At 66.6% G+C, this 15331-nt stretch carries 16 protein-coding genes; 5 read left to right on the top strand and 11 right to left on the bottom strand.

Translation table 11 applies throughout. The features are described 5' to 3' along the window. Positions 1 to 8: 8 nt before the first annotated feature. Positions 9 to 3194: an efflux RND transporter permease subunit gene (locus K8P63_RS12385; RefSeq protein ID WP_223796335.1), complete on the bottom strand. Its 3186-nt coding sequence runs from the start codon at positions 3192 to 3194 to the stop codon at positions 9 to 11. Continuing rightward, positions 3191 to 3829, bottom strand: coding sequence for a hypothetical protein (locus tag K8P63_RS12380; protein WP_223796334.1), 639 nt, complete (start codon positions 3827 to 3829; stop codon positions 3191 to 3193). Before K8P63_RS12380 ends, K8P63_RS12385 begins: the two co-directional genes overlap by 4 nt. Positions 3830 to 3920: 91 nt before the next feature. Between K8P63_RS12380 and K8P63_RS12375 the strand changes: the two genes are divergently transcribed. Next, positions 3921 to 4817, top strand: coding sequence for a LysR family transcriptional regulator (locus K8P63_RS12375; RefSeq protein WP_223796333.1), 897 nt, complete (start codon positions 3921 to 3923; stop codon positions 4815 to 4817). A gap of 28 nt (positions 4818 to 4845) precedes the next feature. Here the strand turns inward: K8P63_RS12375 and K8P63_RS12370 are convergent, their stop codons facing one another. From K8P63_RS12370 to K8P63_RS12360, 3 genes are all read right to left on the bottom strand, one after another. Next, on the bottom strand, positions 4846 to 5208 hold the full coding sequence (locus K8P63_RS12370) for a DUF779 domain-containing protein (RefSeq protein ID WP_317629309.1): 363 nt from the start codon (positions 5206 to 5208) through the stop codon (positions 4846 to 4848). A 17-nt stretch (positions 5209 to 5225) separates the two neighbouring features. Beyond that, positions 5226 to 6764, bottom strand: coding sequence for an aldehyde dehydrogenase (gene adh / locus K8P63_RS12365; protein ID WP_223796331.1), 1539 nt, complete (start codon positions 6762 to 6764; stop codon positions 5226 to 5228). A gap of 243 nt (positions 6765 to 7007) precedes the next feature. After that, entirely contained in the window at positions 7008 to 7211 is a 204-nt protein-coding gene (locus K8P63_RS12360; protein ID WP_223796330.1) for a hypothetical protein, read from the bottom strand. Between the two features lie 107 nt (positions 7212 to 7318). Here K8P63_RS12360 and K8P63_RS12355 point away from each other — a divergent pair, with 107 nt between their 5' ends. Next, entirely contained in the window at positions 7319 to 7597 is a 279-nt protein-coding gene (locus K8P63_RS12355; protein ID WP_223796329.1) for a UvrB/UvrC motif-containing protein, read from the top strand. Here the strand turns inward: K8P63_RS12355 and K8P63_RS12350 are convergent. Further along, the gene (locus K8P63_RS12350) at positions 7594 to 8880 is read right to left on the bottom strand and encodes an Hsp70 family protein (protein WP_223796328.1); all 1287 of its coding nucleotides are present in this window, start codon (positions 8878 to 8880) and stop codon (positions 7594 to 7596) included. The two genes, K8P63_RS12355 and K8P63_RS12350, sit on opposite strands and share 4 nt — an antisense overlap. A gap of 148 nt (positions 8881 to 9028) precedes the next feature. Here K8P63_RS12350 and K8P63_RS12345 point away from each other — a divergent pair, with 148 nt between their 5' ends. Further along, on the top strand, positions 9029 to 9412 hold the full coding sequence (locus K8P63_RS12345; RefSeq protein ID WP_223796327.1) for a reverse transcriptase-like protein: 384 nt from the start codon (positions 9029 to 9031) through the stop codon (positions 9410 to 9412). Between the two features lie 54 nt (positions 9413 to 9466). Here K8P63_RS12345 and K8P63_RS12340 read toward each other — a convergent pair whose 3' ends face one another. The 4 genes from K8P63_RS12340 to K8P63_RS12325 all read right to left on the bottom strand — a co-directional run bounded on the left by K8P63_RS12340 (position 9467) and on the right by K8P63_RS12325 (position 13971). Continuing rightward, the gene (locus tag K8P63_RS12340) at positions 9467 to 9850 is read right to left on the bottom strand and encodes a YdbL family protein (protein ID WP_223796326.1); all 384 of its coding nucleotides are present in this window, start codon (positions 9848 to 9850) and stop codon (positions 9467 to 9469) included. Further along, positions 9847 to 10023, bottom strand: a complete 177-nt coding sequence (locus K8P63_RS12335) for a YnbE family lipoprotein (RefSeq protein WP_223799815.1) — start codon at positions 10021 to 10023, stop codon at positions 9847 to 9849. The genes K8P63_RS12340 and K8P63_RS12335 overlap by 4 nt, the downstream gene beginning before the upstream one ends. A gap of 50 nt (positions 10024 to 10073) precedes the next feature. Beyond that, the gene (locus K8P63_RS12330) at positions 10074 to 13001 is read right to left on the bottom strand and encodes a YdbH domain-containing protein (RefSeq protein ID WP_223796325.1); all 2928 of its coding nucleotides are present in this window, start codon (positions 12999 to 13001) and stop codon (positions 10074 to 10076) included. A gap of 61 nt (positions 13002 to 13062) precedes the next feature. After that, positions 13063 to 13971: a LysR family transcriptional regulator gene (locus K8P63_RS12325; protein ID WP_223796324.1), complete on the bottom strand. Its 909-nt coding sequence runs from the start codon at positions 13969 to 13971 to the stop codon at positions 13063 to 13065. Between the two features lie 76 nt (positions 13972 to 14047). Here K8P63_RS12325 and K8P63_RS20795 point away from each other — a divergent pair, with 76 nt between their 5' ends. Together K8P63_RS20795 and K8P63_RS20790 are read left to right on the top strand one after the other, a co-directional pair. Beyond that, a complete protein-coding gene (locus K8P63_RS20795; RefSeq protein ID WP_263282636.1) occupies positions 14048 to 14431 on the top strand; it encodes an SDR family NAD(P)-dependent oxidoreductase in 384 nt (127 codons plus the stop codon). After that, on the top strand, positions 14314 to 14844 hold the full coding sequence (locus K8P63_RS20790) for an SDR family oxidoreductase (RefSeq protein ID WP_317629373.1): 531 nt from the start codon (positions 14314 to 14316) through the stop codon (positions 14842 to 14844). Before K8P63_RS20795 ends, K8P63_RS20790 begins: the two co-directional genes overlap by 118 nt. A 102-nt stretch (positions 14845 to 14946) precedes the next feature. Here K8P63_RS20790 and K8P63_RS12315 read toward each other — a convergent pair whose 3' ends face one another. Then, a complete protein-coding gene (locus K8P63_RS12315; protein WP_263282726.1) occupies positions 14947 to 15327 on the bottom strand; it encodes a chemotaxis protein CheW in 381 nt (126 codons plus the stop codon). Positions 15328 to 15331 lie beyond the last annotated feature (4 nt).

The raw sequence follows: 15331 nt of genomic DNA, 5'->3' as shown, positions 1-15331 counted from the left end.
ATCTGCTCTCAGGAATGAGCGGGCTGGGGAGGCGAAGGTTCGGCGTCGTGCCGGTCTTCGCGCGACGTCTTGCGGTGCATGACGGCGAACAGGGTCGGCACGAGAATGAGCGTCGCGAAGGTGGCGAACAGCAGGCCGCCGATGACCGCGCGGCCGAGCGGCATGTTCTGCCCCGGCTCGATCGCCATCGGGATCATGCCGAGGATCATCGCCGTCGCGGTCATCAGCACCGGGCGGAAGCGCGCGGCGCCGGCCTCGCGCGCCGAGGCGAGCGCATCCTCGCCGGTCGCCATATGCTCGCGCGCGAAGGCGATGACGAGGATCGAGTTGGCGGTGGCGACACCCATGCACATGATCGCGCCCGTCAGCGCCGGCACAGACAGCGGCGTGCCGGTCGCGAACAGCATCCACGCCATGCCGGCGAGTGCGGTCGGCAGACCGAGCACGATCACCAGCGGATCGAGCCACGACTGGAAGTTGACGACGATCAGCAGGAAGATGAGCACGATCGCGGCGGCAAGGCCGGCATAGAGCTGGCTATAGGCGCTCTTCATCGTCGAAACCTGGCCGCGCAGCGTCGCAGTCGCGCCCTTGGGCAGGCTCCGGGCGGTATCCTTGATGACCTTCTGCACGTCGGCCGCGACGCCGCCTAGATCCCGATCCTGCGGGCTGGCATAGATGTCGATCACCGTGCGCACGTTGTAGTGCGAGACGATGGCGTTGCCGGGGGTACGGTCGATCGTCGCCATGTTGCGCAGCAATTGCGGAACCTGGCCAGCCATGCCCGACGGCGTGATCGTGGTGTTGCGCAGCGCGTCGATCGAGGAGACCTCGCGCTGCGGCGTCTGGATCGACACCGGATAGGACACGCCGGTCTTGGGATTGAGCCAATAGGTCGGCGCGACCTGGGTGCTGCCGGCATAGGTCGTCAGCATCGCGTTGGCGGCGTCCTTCTCGGTCAGCCCGACCATCCCGGCGAAGGAGCGGTCGACGTTGACGTTGAGCTGGGGCTGCTGGAACGCCTGCTGGATGTGCGCATCGGCGATGCCGGGGATCGCCTTGATCCGCGCCAGCACGATATTGGCATAAGCGCGGTTGGCCGCGGTGTCGCTGCCGACGATCTGGAGGTCGATCGGCGCGGGCGAGCCGAAATTGAGGATCTCGCTGACCATGTCGGCGGGCAGGAAATCGAACTCCACGCCGGGGAAGCGGCGCGGCAATTGCTCGCGCAGCAGCTTCACATAGGTGGCGGTGCTGCCATGCTTGGGCGACAGCGTCACCGAGATCGTGCCGTCCTCGTTGCCGATCGTGCCGGCATTGTCATAGGCCATGTTGATGCCGCTGACGCTGAGGCCGACATTGTCGACGATGCCCGCGACCTCGCCCTGCGGCAGCAACTGGTGGATCGCGATGCCAACCTGATCGGCGATCTTGGTGGTCTGCTCGATCCGCGTGCCGGTCTGCGCGCGCATGTGGATGCGCATCTGGCCGCCATCGAGCTGCGGGAAGAAATCCTGGCCGAGCTGCGTCACCAGCAGCAGCGACAACAGCGAGCAGCCGAGGAAGCCGATGATGACCGCGCGACTGTGCGCCAGCGCCAGCTCGAGCAGGCCGACATAATAAGCCCGCACCGTCTCGAAGCGGGCCTCGAAGCCGCGCTGGAAACGCACCAGCGCACGCGCGATCCGGCAGCGCGGCTCCTTCTCCTGATCGGGCTCCTTGATCAGCCAGTCGGCCATCGCCGGGACGAGCGTCCGCGACAGGATGAACGAGGCGATCAGCGCGAACACCACCGCTTCCGCCAGCGGCAGGAACAGGTTGCCGGGCACGCCGGTGAGCAGCAGCATCGGCACGAAGGCGATGCAGATGCACAGCAGCGAGACAAAGGCCGGCGTGGTGATCTCCTCGGTGCCGGCGATTACCGCGTCGCGCACGGCCTCGCCACGCTCGAGATGGGCGTTGATATTCTCGATCGTCACGGTGGCATCGTCGACGAGGATGCCGACCGCGAGCGCCAGGCCGCCGAGCGTCATCACGTTGATCGTCTGGCCGAACGCCGACAGCGTGGCGAGCGAGGCGAGGATCGACAGCGGGATCGACACGGTGATGATCAATGTCGAGCGCCAGCTGCCGAGGAACAGCAGGATCATCAGGCCGGTCAGCGTGGCGGCGATGACGCCTTCGCGCACCACGCTCGACACCGCGCTCGTCACGAACACCGACTGATCGCCGGTCGCGAGCAGGTTGAGCCCGGCGGGCAGTGTGCCCTTGATCTGCGGCAGCAGCGCCTTCACCCCCGAGATCACCGACAAGGTCGAGTTCGCGCCCGACTTGATGATGCTGAGCAGCACCGCATTCTGACCGTCGACATGGACGACGTTGGTCTGCGGCGGATTGCCGTCATGCACGAAGGCGACGTCGCGCATGTAAACGGTCGCGCCGCTCACCGTCTTGATCGGCAGATCGTTGAACGCGGCGATGGCGTCGGGCGAGTCGTTCAGCTTCAGCGTATATTCGAGCTTGCCGATCTTCTGCGTGCCGACCGGCGTGATGATGTTCTGGTTGGCGAGCGCGGCCGACACGTCGTTGGCGGACAGGCCATATTGCCGGAGCGCCTGCGGGTTGAGGTCGGCCTGCACCTGACGGACCTTGCCGCCATAGGGCAGCGGTATCGAGGCGCCCGCGACCGAGGCAAGCTGCGGGCGGATGAAGCTCGATGCCTGGTCGTTGAGCGTCGTGTCGGGCAGCGTCTTGCTCGACAAAGCGAGCTGGAGGACGGGGACGCTCGAGGCGTCGAAGCTCAGGATCGTCGGCGGCGTGATCCCGGCGGGCATCTGCTTGAGCACGGTCTGCGAGGCGGCATCGACCTGCGCCAGCGCGGCATTGATGTTCACCGACGGCTGGAAATAGATCTTGATGATGCCGTAGCCGGGGATCGACTGGCTCTCGATATGCTCGACATTGTTCACGCTCGTCGTCAGCGCGCGCTCGTAATAGGTGACGACGCGGCCGGACATTTCGTCGGGCGACAGGCCGGTATAGCTGAACACCGCGCTGACCACCGGCACGTTGACGGCCGGAAAGATGTCGATCGGCGACTTGGAGATCGAGAACAACCCGAACAGGAAGATCAGGATCGAAAGGACGACGACGCTGTAGGGGCGATCGAGCGCGATCCGGACGATGCGGTTCATGCGCGGTCCCCGGCGCGCGATGAGACGCCATGCCCGCTCCGCTCGACCGCATGATAGCGGCTGGCGCGGGCGACGAGCTCGACGAGGAAGGTCTGGATTGCGCGGTCCGTCGCCCCGACGCCAACGGGAAGGATCATCGTCCGGATATCGATCGCCGACCGTCGAAGCGTGTGGATCAGCTCCTCGAAGAACCGGCCGTCCGGATCGGCGTCACGATGGTGCTGGACGAACCTGAAGGCGCCTTGCGCCGGGGGCAGGCCGACGACGACGCCGTCGGGCGGCAGATCCACGATGATCGCGCTGACGTTTCCCAAGACATTGCAGAGCGCGAGATCGAGCGCACGTTGGCCGGCCATGCCGAAGCCGATCAGGACGATCTGCAAAGGATCGAGCCCCAGCCGCTTCGTTTCGTGTTCGACCAGCTCGCGGACGGGTGCGAATGCGATCTGCCGGTACGCCAGGTTTGTCTCGAGGCCAGCAAATGCGCAGCCCGGCACCAGACTGGCCCAATGCGCGGCAAATGACCTCGCATGGGGCAGAGATCCGGCCTCGCAGATGATGAGCGCGAGGGTCTCGGTCGCCGGGGGGGCTTCGAACGAGTGCCAGCGGAGAGGCGTGGACGGATTGGAGATCATTGAAACGAGATGACGGCAGCTTGCTCATCTATCCAACTCATTATAGGAATTGATGCATGCATCAGATGCATATCTGGGAGAGCAATGCGACATGCGGATCGATCTCAATCTGCTGGTGGTATTCGAAGCCGTGCTGCGGGAGCGGAGCGTCACCCGCGCAGGAGCTCGCCTCGGATTGAGCCAGCCCGCGATGAGCCACGCGCTCAATCGGCTGCGCCATCTCACGAAGGATCAGTTGTTCGTGCGATCGTCCGAGGGGATGATTCCGACGCCGCTTGCCGAGCGGCTTGCCGAGCCGGTGCGTCGCTCGCTCCTGGATCTGCGGACCGCCCTGGAGGCCGAAGAGTTCGTCCCCGAAGATGCGCGACAGCGCTTCATCATCGCCGTCAATAATTATGCGGCGGTCGCGCTGGTCGCGCCGATCATCCAGCGCGCCCGCGCCTTGGCGCCGAACCTGCAGTTTCGCTTCCGGCCCAGCGGTACGTTGGATGTCGCCGACATGCTCGATCGGGGCGAGCTCGATCTTGCGCTGGTCGCGCATACCCCCCGGCTATCCCGATTTCACTCGCACAAGCTGCTTGAGGACGAGTTCGTCGGGGTCGTGCGGCGGGGTCATCCAATACTCAAGACCGAGCTCGATCTCGCGACGTTTGCCGGCCTGCCGCAACTTGCGATCTCCTCGAGCGGCGACGATCTCAGCTTCATCGAGGATCTGCTCGACGCTGCCGGGCTGACACGAACCACGCAATTCGAGGTGCCATATCTCGCTGCCGGTGCGGTACTGACCCAATCGGACATGATCGCGATCGTCGCGCGCCACGTCGCCGAGGAATTCAGGCGCGCTTACTCCGTCCAGATCGTCGACCTCCCGTTCGCGTCGAAGCCCTGCATGTCGGTAATGGTCTGGCAGGGCCGCTTCGAGGACCAGGCGGCGCACCGCTGGATGCGTCAGTCCATCATATCGGTTGCCGATGAGATCAGCCGCTGACGCAACTCAGATGCGCGCCGGACCAACCTCAGGGGACGGGTTGCGCGGTCGCGTCGAGGGCGTCGAGTTCACCGGCGTCGAATGCGCGCGAGCGCGTCAAGAAACGCCGTTCGCGCCCGTTATCCAGCGAGAACATGCCGCCCCGGCCGGGCACGACGTCGAGGATCAGCTGGGTATGCCGCCACAGCGCGAACTGCTGGCCGCCGATATAGACCGGCATTCGATCGACACGGCCGAGCAGCACGTCGTGATCGCCGATCAGGAATTCGCCTTGCTGGTAGCACATCGGCGAGGAGCCGTCGCAGCAGCCGCCTGATTGATGGAACAGGACCGGCCCATGTTCGGCGACGATCTCGCCAAGCAGGGCCGACGCCGCCTCGGTGGCGCGCACGCGAGGCGGCGCACCCATCAGAAGAAGCCCAGCTTCTTCGGGCTGTAGCTGACCAGCATGTTCTTGGTCTGCTGATAATGGTCGAGCATCATGCGATGGTTCTCGCGCCCGATGCCCGACTGCTTGTAACCACCGAACGCCGCATGCGCGGGGTAAGCGTGATAGCAGTTGGTCCACACCCGCCCGGCCTGGATCGCACGGCCGAAGCGATAGGCGCGCGTGCCGTCGCGCGTCCACACGCCCGCGCCGAGGCCGTAGAGCGTGTCGTTGGCGATGGCGAGCGCATCGGCATCGTCCTTGAAGGTGGTGACCGACAGGACCGGCCCGAAAATCTCCTCCTGGAAGATGCGCATCCGGTTATGCCCCTCGAACACGGTCGGCTCGACATAATAGCCGTCGCTCAGCGCCCCGCCGCGATCGGCGCGCTTGCCACCGGTCAGCACCTTGGCGCCTTCCTGCTTGCCGATGTCGATATAGCTGAGGATCTTCTCCAATTGCTCGGACGAGGCCTGCGCGCCGATCATCGTCGCGGGATCGAGCGGGCTGCCCTGGACGATTGCCTCGACGCGCTTGAGCGCCTTCTCCATGAAGCGGTCGTAGATACTCTCGTGCACCAGCGCGCGGCTCGGGCAGGTGCAGACCTCGCCCTGGTTGAGCGCGAACATGGTGAAGCCCTCGAGCGCCTTGTCGAGGAAGTCGTCATCCTCGGACGCGACGTCGGCGAAGAAGATGTTGGGCGATTTGCCGCCCAGCTCCAGCGTCACCGGGATCAGATTCTGGCTGGCATATTGCATGATCATGCGGCCGGTGGTGGTCTCGCCGGTGAAGGCGATCTTGGCGATGCGCGGGCTCGACGCAAGCGGCTTGCCCGCCTCCAGCCCGAAACCGTTGACGATGTTGAGCACGCCCGCCGGCAGCAGATCGCCGATCAGTTCGGCGAGGACCATGATCGAGGCCGGAGTCTGCTCGGCCGGCTTAATAACCACGCAATTGCCCGCGGCGAGCGCGGGGGCGAGCTTCCACACCGCCATCAGGATCGGGAAGTTCCACGGGATGATCTGGCCGACGACGCCCAGCGGCTCGTGGAAATGATAGGCGACCGTATCGTGGTCGATCTCGGAGATGCCGCCTTCCTGCGCGCGGATGCAGCCGGCGAAGTAGCGGAAATGATCGATCGCCAGCGGCAGGTCGGCGGCGGTCGTCTCGCGGATCGGCTTGCCATTGTCCCACGTCTCGGCGAGCGCGAGCATGCCGAGCTTTTCTTCCATCCGATCGGCGATGCGGTTGAGGATCAGCGCGCGCTCGGCGGGGCTGGTGCGGCCCCAGCTGTCCTTGGCGGCATACGCGGCGTCGAGCGCCTTCTCGACGTCGGCGGCGCCGGAACGGGCGATCTCGCAGACCTTGCCGCCGGTGATCGGGGAGACATTGTCGAACCAGCGACCCTCGACCGGATCGACGAACGCACCGCCGATGAAATTGCCGTAGCGCGCCTTGAACGGCGAGCGCAGCGCGGGCTCCCGCGGCGCTTCGGCGACGTCCGGCGCGGCGTCCAGCATGATCTGATCCACGACTCTCTCTCCTATTGTTATCGCCGCAGGATAGCCCAAGTCGGGCCACCATCCCAGCAGGCAAGCAGGAGCCGCCGACCGCTTTACCGTTCCGTCTTCGTCAGTTGGGCGATTTTCGATACCGGAACGGCAGTCGGCCGGTCATCGCTGAACGACGGGCAGTGCTTCGCGCGATCGAGCCAATTGATGCCGAAATCGGGTGCGGCATCGTGAGATACCGCACCCGGCAATTCAGCAGTTATTGAAGCGCCCGACCTGGCCGCGGCAGCGTTCCACCTTCACCGGATGCTTCGCCTTCAAATTGACCCTCGGCGCGACGACCTTGTGGCAATGGAAATGCTTGTCGTGGCTGTTGCGGCACACGCGCGCCTCGGCGGGCGTAACACTGGCAACGCTCACGCAGACGAGCACGGCAGCGGCGATCGCTTTCAACATTCGATTCTCCCTGGCGTACATCGACGCCATCAGACCAACGAACCGGCCGATGAATGGATGCGATGCCTGCCGTCGATCGAAACGACCGCACGCGCGTTGAGGCAGGCATGACCGATACGATCGAGACGCTACGCGTGAAGATGGAAGCGGCGGCGCGCGACCTCGATTTCGAGGAGGCCAAGCGGCTGCGCGACAGGATCAACCTGATCAGGGGCGGCGCGACGGCCGGCGAAGCCGAGGAAGCCGATGTCGCCGGATTGATGCGCCAGCGGCCGGGCGCGATGGGCCTTGGGACCAGCCAGCAGCGGATGGAGCCGCCGTCCGGGTGGACGCCGCCGCCCAAGCCAGACCTTCTGACATCCGGTCGTCGGCGACGCGGATCCTAGGCGGCCCAGGCCGCGGCGTCGTCCTCGAGCCCGATCAGCGCCAGGCCGTGTGCGATCGAGGTCAGTTCCCCGCCGCTCTCGATCTTCGCTTCGCCGAAACGCTCGATGAAGATGCGACGAATACATGGCACGAGCGAGGTTCCTCCGGTTAGAAACACGCGATCGATGCCGGCTGCGTCGAGCCTGGCGGCGTCGAGCGCACGATCGACCGCACGCTCCATCTGCGCGACATCGGCCGCGATCCACGCCTCGAATGCTGTGCGGTCGACGTCCGCTTCGATCTTCAGGCCGCCGCCTTCGAATCGGAACGCGGCGGTGTCGGCGGTCGACAAGGCGCGCTTGGTCTGCCCGACCGCCTCGTACAGCGGATAGCCCAGCTCGCCCTCGATCACCGCGATCATGCGGGTGATCGCGTCTCCGTCGACCGCCGTGCGGCGAAGGCGGTCCAGCTCAGCCATCGTCCGCGGGTTGCGCATCAGCGCGAGGCGCGACCAGTCGGCGAAGTCGTTGAACCAGGTGCCAGGAATTTCCAGCAGCTTGTCGAACGAGCGATACTGGCTGCCTTTGCCAAGCATCGGCAGGACGAGCCGGTCGAGCAGCCGGTAATCGAGGCGGTCGCCGGCGATGCCGACGCCGGCGTGCGCGAGCGGCACGCAGCGCGGTGTCTCGCCCCGCGCACCGATCCGCACGACCGAGAAGTCGCTGGTGCCGCCGCCAAAGTCTGCGACGAGGATCGTGGCGGGCTCCTCGAGACGCGCGGCATAGCTGTAGGCGGCGCCCAGCGGCTCGTAGACATAATGGATTTCGGTGCCGAACGCCTTGAACATCGCGTCGTAGCGCTTGCGCGCCAGCGCCTCGTCAGGCCGCGCACCGGCATATTCGACCGGCCGCCCGACCACGATGCACGGCTGCCGGGAGTCGAGCTGGCCACCGGCATGGCCGGTCATCCGATCGAGGAACAGGCGGCCGAGATCCTCAAACTCGAAGCGCTTCCCGAAGATCGTCGCTCGCTCAAAGCTTGCGCTCGCCGCGACCGTCTTGAACGACTGGAGGAAGCGGCTGTCGGTCGGATATTCGAGATATTCGGCGATCGCCCACGGGCCGGCCTCCGACGCCAACCCGTTCTTGATCGCGTCGTCATGCCAGAAGCAGAGCGCCGAGCGGAATATCGGGATGCTGCCGTCGGGCGTGTCGAACGCGAGCAGATCGGAGGCGCCGTCGCGGCCAAGCGCCACGACGCTGTTGGTCGTCCCGAAATCAAGGCCGATCGAGCTGCTCGCCATATCCTGTCTCCCGGGCAACGGGCTGGCCGTGTGCCGATGGTTGCCGGGGAGTGCAAGCGTCGACCGCGCTTGCCGAACGACGGCATTGCATGCCGCGAGGTCCGGCGAGCGGGTGGGAAAGAATGGCGCGAAGCGTTAGGGCCGGCGGATGATCCGGCGCCCCACCTTCTTTTTCGACGGAGGTTGCCAGCCCAATCCGGGCCCGATGGAGATCATGGTCGTGAGCCATGGCGAGGCGCACTATCGGTGCGATCTCGGCAGTGGGGACAATAACGAGGCCGAGTGGCTCGCGCTCCGTTATGCGGTGGAACTGGCCTGCGCTGCCGGGGTGACGGACGCCCTGTTCGTCGGCGATTCCGCCTTGGTGGTCGCCCAGGCGGCAGGTCGCCAGCGTTGCCGCAGCGCACATCTCCAACCGCATCTCGCGGCGTTCCGCGATGCCGTGGCGGCGATACCCCACGTCACGCTGAAGCAGGTCGCCCGATCGAAGAACCTTGCGGGCATCGCGCTGGCGCGACGCGGTCACCCGTGACGCGCCGACAAACGCTCATGAAGTCCTACGAAAAGCGTTTGGCTCGAACCGAAATCAGCCGCCGCATTGCGCGGGGAGCGTGATCGCCGCCGAACCCTTAGTCGCCCACGCGCCGCTGACGCTATACGCACGGCCCGTCCTCAGCCCGGCGAGCGTGTGACAGCCGATCGACGCGGCGAACGCCTCGATCGGCACGTTCTTCGCCTGGGCGACGCGGGTATAGCCCTCGCGCCGCTTGATGTTGATCGCGTCCACTTTCGCCTTCAGCCCCGGCACCGGCGCGCGGGCGAAGCCGAGATAGCCGTCGGCCTGCTCGCCTACCGCGCCATTGTCCAATGCGGCCTCGACCTCATTGTCCATCTGGGCGGCGACGGGGGCCGTCAGCGTCAGCATCGCCAGCGAGGCGAGGGCGATCAGGAGAGGGTTGCGGTTCGTCATTTCGGGAACAGATCCGGGTTGCTGTTGACGAAGTCCTCGGCATCCTTCTTCAGGCTGACGACGACCTCCTGCTTGACGCTGATGTTGAGGTTGATCTCGATCGGTTTGTCGGGAGCCTTCACCGTCACGCATCCTGCCAATGCCAGACCGAAACCGAGGGTAAACCAGCGCATCACGCCCCATGGGCTCGCATCCGAACGCGTCAGCGTCAAGCATGCAGCCTTCATCGCACGGGGCCGCTTGCCGGAGGCTGAACGTCGGCCGTGGTCGTCGGCGTCGCGGGCTGGGTGAGCAGCAGGCGCGGATCCATGTACGACCGCGCCGAACCGAGCAGGCCGCGCAGCGGCGCCCGGATGCGGATGTTGAAGCGGAACGGCAGGTTCTGGATCATGCGCGCGAGGAGGCTCCGTTCGGGCGTCGCTTCGCGGACCCCGGTAAAATTGACCTGACTGATCATCTCCCCGTCGAGCCGCCCGTCGAAACGAAGCTCGAGCGAGGAATAGCGGATCGCCTTCAGCGCGTCGAACGCCAGCTTGCCCATCGTGCCGATCTCGGCCTGGGAAAGCTCGCCCACATAAGCGAGCGTCCCGCCGCCGGGCCGCGCGACGAGCGAGCCGCCCTCGATCCGTCCGCCGTTGCTGTCGAAGATCATCGGCAGCACGCCGTCGAATTTGCCTTTTGCCGCCAGATTGGGAAGATCGAGCTGCTGGACGAATGACGCCGCATCGAGCCCGTCGACCCGGAAGGTGAGGCGGCGTTCGGCATCGGCGCCGAAATCGAGCGTGGCCGGATCGAGGCGGATGCTGCCCGAGGCGAACGGCCATCGCGCATCCTCGATCGCGACGCGATTGCCGGCGACGAGCTGGAGATGGACGACGCCGTCGATGACGGCGACACCGGGGTTGGTCTCGGCGATCGTCAGCGCCTGATGGGGTGCGCTGACCAGCCCAAGCAGGTCGGTGAAGTCGATCCGCCCCTTCACGCCGGAAACTGGCCCGAAAGCGGCGGCGAGATCGAGCTTGTCGGTGCCGAACGAGCCCGTGCTGCTGACGTTGCCGCCCGACCACTCGATCCGCCCCTCGCCCGAGACGGTGCCGGCGACGTTGGCGATCACGCCCAACGTCAACGGCGTCAGCATCTCCGGCTGAAGCCCCTTGGGCGAGAACGTGATCCCCGGAACGGCGAGTGCGGCGTGGCCGACCCCGTCCGCAAGGCGATGGCTGAGCGATACGCTGGTGACTTCCACCCGCGATTTGGGCTCGCGCAGGATTGCGCTCGCCGTGACCGCTCCGTCGCGCAGCGTCAGGTGCATGTCGTCGGTGACGAGCGGCAGGAAGTGCGGGCTCGCCGCGGCATCGGCGACCCGGAGGCTGCCGGCGAGGTCGAGCGACCCGTCGGCGAGCGTCCATTTGCCCACACCTTCGGACAGGAGCAGCGGGACGTGGGCGATGGCGCCTTCCGCGCCGGAATAGTCGCCGCTGATCGTGCCGCCCAAAGTGCCGGTGAGAGTGGCGATCCGCAATCGGCTGTCGCCCAGCTCGGCAGCGAGCGCGTCCGCTTCGAACCCGCGTTCGGACAGATGCGCGCGCTGGATGTCGAGCGTCACGCGCTCGCCGCCTGCAGTGCGTCCGGCCAATTGGATCGGCCCGGTCGTCGCGTCCAGCGTGCCCGCACTCCCGGCGAATAACGGCCGACCGCACAATGTCGTCCGCGCTGCGCCGAAGCTGAAGCCAGCCAGTCTCAGCGCGCGGAAGCCGACGGGCTGGCACCCCTGACCGACGAGAAAAGCACCGTCGTCGGAGATCGTCCCCTGCAACGGCAGGTCGAGACCCGCGACGAAACCGCCGCCAATCGGCCCGTCGATCACGGCGTCGATGTCGAAGCGGACACGCTTCCGGTCCCAATCCAGTCGGGCGGCCGGCAGAGCGAGCTGCGATGCGCCGACACCGTAGGGCGCAATCTGGCCAATGGCAGTCAGACGTGCGCCGGGGGCAGCCTGGCGCAACCGGAAATCCGCCGTCGGAAGCTCGGTGCCGCGAAGGCTGATGTCGCCGTCCGCCTGCCAGCCTGCCTGGCCCCACGCGATACCGCCGCGCTCGGCTATGCCGAGCGAACCAGCGGCTGTCTGAAGCGATGCCTCACGCAGGCGCACCGCGACCTGTTCGCCGGTGATCGCCGCATCCACCCGTGCCTCGGCGCGCGCATCGCTCAGCAACTGCACGAACGCCCGCTGCGCCCGCTGGACGGCCGGGGTGATCGGCAGGCCCTGCGGCAACGATCCGGCTGCGGCCAGCCTGCGGGACAGAATCGGCGTTGCGAAATGGTCGACCCCCAGCCGCGCCGTGACGCCCAGCTTGCCGAGCATGCCGCTCGCGCCGACCGGGCCGTCAATGGCGGCGAAGCGGCTTGGGCCGGCAGAGCCGCCGAACCCGTCGAGCCCTGCGGTGAGCGCGACGCGATCGAAGGCCGGGTTCGACGCTGCATCCACCCGCGCGCTCCCCGCACCGAGCCGGACGCCGGGGCAGGCGACCGTGCCGATCGCGACGATCCCGCGCGTGCGCGGCTCGCCCTGGTCGACCGCGATCGCCATCGTCGCCTCGGTTCGGCCGAGCGCGCAGGAGGCGAGGCGCAGCGCCTGCGCCTCGACCTTTGCCGTGCCCCGGAACCGCCGGGCCGGATTGCCCTGACCCTGCAACGCGACATCGAGACTGCCGTTCGGCGTTTCGAGCGCCAGCCGTCCGTCGGATATCGCCACCCCGAGATCGGGCATCGCCGCGCCGCCGCGCGAGGATCGCGGCATCAGGCGGTCCAGCGCCCCGAGATGGAGCCCATCGGGCTTGAGCGTCGCGCGCAACCGCGCTCCGTCGACCGCGACGCCGCTCACGTGCGGGCCGCGGAGGCTATAGCCGATCGCGACGTCGATCCGCCGCGCAATCAGATCGGGATGCGCCGGGTCGCCGATGCGGACATCTTCCATCCGCTCGAGGAACGGGCCGATGCGCGTGATCCGGTAGCTGCCGCCGACCCCGGCGGCGGCCAGCCTGCGATCGACGATCGCGGTCGCCACGCGCATGCGCGACCACCACAGAGCCGCGACCACCGATGCCAACAGGAGGATGCCAACCGAGCAAATGATACGGACGGTCTTCATCTCATCCCACGCTAGAGCGTTCGGCAGCGGAAGCCGACCCCCTCAACCCACAATGTGGCGGTTACGTCCGTTCCCAGGAGGGCGTTCCACGAAACGCCTCGCTCAGAAAATCGACCATCAGCCTTACTTTGGCCGAGAGATGGCGGCGACTGGCGTAAAGCGCGAGGATGTCGATGTCCGGCAGGCTGAAGCCGGGGAGCAAGGCGACGAGCGCGCCGCTGCGCAGATCGTCGCCGATGAGGAAACTTGGCTGCCAGGTGATCGCTTCGCCGGCAAGGGCGACCGAACGCGCCGTGTCGCCACTGTTCGTGCGTAGCCGGACACCGACGCGAACGCGGCGCTCGCGCCCGTCCTGGTCGAGGAAGGTCCAGACGTCCGGTTCCGGAGCATAGCCGTAGATCACGCAACCGTGGTCGGCGAGGGCTTCCGGATCGTGCGGCGCGCCATGCCTCGCGAGATAGCCGGGTGAAGCGCAGAGGATGTTACGGGAGGTCGCCAGCTTGCGCGACACATAGGCCTGCGAACCGCCGCGCGAAATGCGGATGCCCAGATCGTAGCCCTCTTCCACGATGTCGACCACGCGGTCGGTCAGCGCGATGTCGAGTTCCACCTCGGGATGGATCGCCATGAAACGCGGCCAGAGGGGGGCGAGATGGCGAATGCCGAACACGAGCGGCGCGTTGATGCGAAGGCGCCCGCGCGCCCCCGCGGCACGCGCGGTGGCGGCGGCTTCCGCCTCGGCCACGTCGTCGATGATCGTCCGCGCGCGCTCGTACAGCGCCTCTCCGGCCTCGGTGAGCGAGACCCGGCGCGAGGTGCGATGGAGCAGCCGGGTGCCGAGATGCGCCTCAAGCTCGGACACGTAACGGGTGACGTTGGCCGGCGATGTCGCGAGCGTATCGGCGGCGCGGGCAAAGCTGCCGCGCGCCACCACGGTCGCAAAAACCTCGAAGGCGCGCAGGCGATCCATCGGCTCATCCTTCAGCTTTCCTGAACTAATGAGCCATCTTTCGCCCATCGATCAAGCCGCGCCGATCGATTAGGTGATGCCTATCGCCGACGCGATGACCGCCGGCTTCCGATCGAAGGAGCTTCCCATGACCCGTCTCGCCAGGAAATTCGCCCTCGTCACCGGCGGCACCAGCGGCATCGGCCTCGCAACCGCCCGTCGCTTCATCGAGGAGGGCGCCGTCGTCGCCATTACCGGCACAAGCGAGGAGAAGCTGGCCGCGGCCAAAGCCGAATTGGGCGATGTCCTTACCATTCAGGCCGACGCCGGCGACATCGCCCACCAGGCGTTATCGCAGAGACGATCCGCTCGGCGTTCGGGCGTCTGGATATTCTGTTCGTCAATGCCGGCATCGCCGACTTCCGCCCGCTGGCGGCGTGGGACGAGGCCGGGTTCGACCGCTCGTTCGCGGTCAACGTGAAGGGACCGTTGTTCCTGGTTCAGGCGCTGGTGCCTGTGCTGGGCAATCCGGCCTCGGTCATCCTCAACGGCTCGATCAATGCCCGGCTGGGTAAGCCCAACTCGATCGTCTATGCGGCAACCAAGGCAGCGCTCATCTCGATGGCGCGTACGCTCTCCGGCGAGCTGATCGCGCACGGTATCCGCGTCAACGTCGTGAGCCCGGGGCCGGTCGTAACGCCGCTCTACGGCAAGCTGGGCCTATCCGATGCCGATCTTTCCGGCATGAAGGATTATCTGATCGGCGCCATCCCGGCCGGACGCTTCGGCGAGCCGCGCGAGATTGCCGACGCGGTGGTCCATTTCGCCTCGGACGAGAGCCGCTACACGGTTGGCAGCGAACTGATCATCGACGGCGGCATGAGCAATATCTGACGACATCGTGCGGCGCCTGCGCACAGGCGCCGCACGGCGATCAGCGTTCGCGCGCGACCCCATGCGCTTCCGACGCCAACAAATTGACCGAGCGGCCGGCGATCACGCCGCCTCGCTCAGGGCGCCGATTTCCAGACCGCCGAGCGCGATGACCGTCACCATCCGTTCGTCGGTCGTCGCGATGCCCTCGATCAGCGCCTGCATGGTATCGCCACCCAATGCCGGAGGGGATTGCAGCTCGTCGCGATCGATCGAGACGATATCGTTCACGGCGTCGACGATAAGCCCCTGCAATTGGGGCCCGATCTGGACGACGACAATGACGTGCCGGCCGGAGGGTTCGGTGCGGCCCCAGCCGAGAAGATGGCGCAGGTCCAGCACCGGCAACACGACGCCACGCAGATTGACGACGCCGCGAACGTGCGGCGGCGTGTTGGGCAAGGGCGTGGCGGGCGACCATGCCCGGATCTCGCGGACGGCCATGATG

Source organism: Sphingomonas nostoxanthinifaciens (assembly GCF_019930585.1).
GTDB classification, from domain to species: Bacteria; Pseudomonadota; Alphaproteobacteria; order Sphingomonadales; family Sphingomonadaceae; genus Sphingomonas_I; species Sphingomonas_I nostoxanthinifaciens.
The sequence above is the reverse complement of the archived record's forward strand: the minus strand, read 5'-3'. Positions and strand labels throughout refer to the sequence as shown.

What these genes read in the sequence shown, in the direction of transcription:
- K8P63_RS12385 (WP_223796335.1), bottom strand. Translation starts at nt 3,194, where the DNA reads ATGAACCGCATCGTCCGGATCGCGCTCGATCGCCCCTACAGCGTCGTC.
- K8P63_RS12380 (WP_223796334.1), bottom strand. Translation starts at nt 3,829, where the DNA reads ATGATCTCCAATCCGTCCACGCCTCTCCGCTGGCACTCGTTCGAAGCC.
- K8P63_RS12375 (WP_223796333.1), top strand. Translation starts at nt 3,921, where the DNA reads ATGCGGATCGATCTCAATCTGCTGGTGGTATTCGAAGCCGTGCTGCGG.
- adh (WP_223796331.1), bottom strand. Translation starts at nt 6,764, where the DNA reads ATGCTGGACGCCGCGCCGGACGTCGCCGAAGCGCCGCGGGAGCCCGCG.
- K8P63_RS12360 (WP_223796330.1), bottom strand. Translation starts at nt 7,211, where the DNA reads ATGTTGAAAGCGATCGCCGCTGCCGTGCTCGTCTGCGTGAGCGTTGCC.
- K8P63_RS12355 (WP_223796329.1), top strand. Translation starts at nt 7,319, where the DNA reads ATGACCGATACGATCGAGACGCTACGCGTGAAGATGGAAGCGGCGGCG.
- K8P63_RS12350 (WP_223796328.1), bottom strand. Translation starts at nt 8,880, where the DNA reads ATGGCGAGCAGCTCGATCGGCCTTGATTTCGGGACGACCAACAGCGTC.
- K8P63_RS12345 (WP_223796327.1), top strand. Translation starts at nt 9,029, where the DNA reads ATGATCCGGCGCCCCACCTTCTTTTTCGACGGAGGTTGCCAGCCCAAT.
- K8P63_RS12340 (WP_223796326.1), bottom strand. Translation starts at nt 9,850, where the DNA reads ATGACGAACCGCAACCCTCTCCTGATCGCCCTCGCCTCGCTGGCGATG.
- K8P63_RS12335 (WP_223799815.1), bottom strand. Translation starts at nt 10,023, where the DNA reads ATGCGCTGGTTTACCCTCGGTTTCGGTCTGGCATTGGCAGGATGCGTG.
- K8P63_RS12330 (WP_223796325.1), bottom strand. Translation starts at nt 13,001, where the DNA reads ATGAAGACCGTCCGTATCATTTGCTCGGTTGGCATCCTCCTGTTGGCA.
- K8P63_RS12325 (WP_223796324.1), bottom strand. Translation starts at nt 13,971, where the DNA reads ATGGATCGCCTGCGCGCCTTCGAGGTTTTTGCGACCGTGGTGGCGCGC.
- K8P63_RS20795 (WP_263282636.1), top strand. Translation starts at nt 14,048, where the DNA reads ATGCCTATCGCCGACGCGATGACCGCCGGCTTCCGATCGAAGGAGCTT.
- K8P63_RS12315 (WP_263282726.1), bottom strand. Translation starts at nt 15,327, where the DNA reads ATGGCCGTCCGCGAGATCCGGGCATGGTCGCCCGCCACGCCCTTGCCC.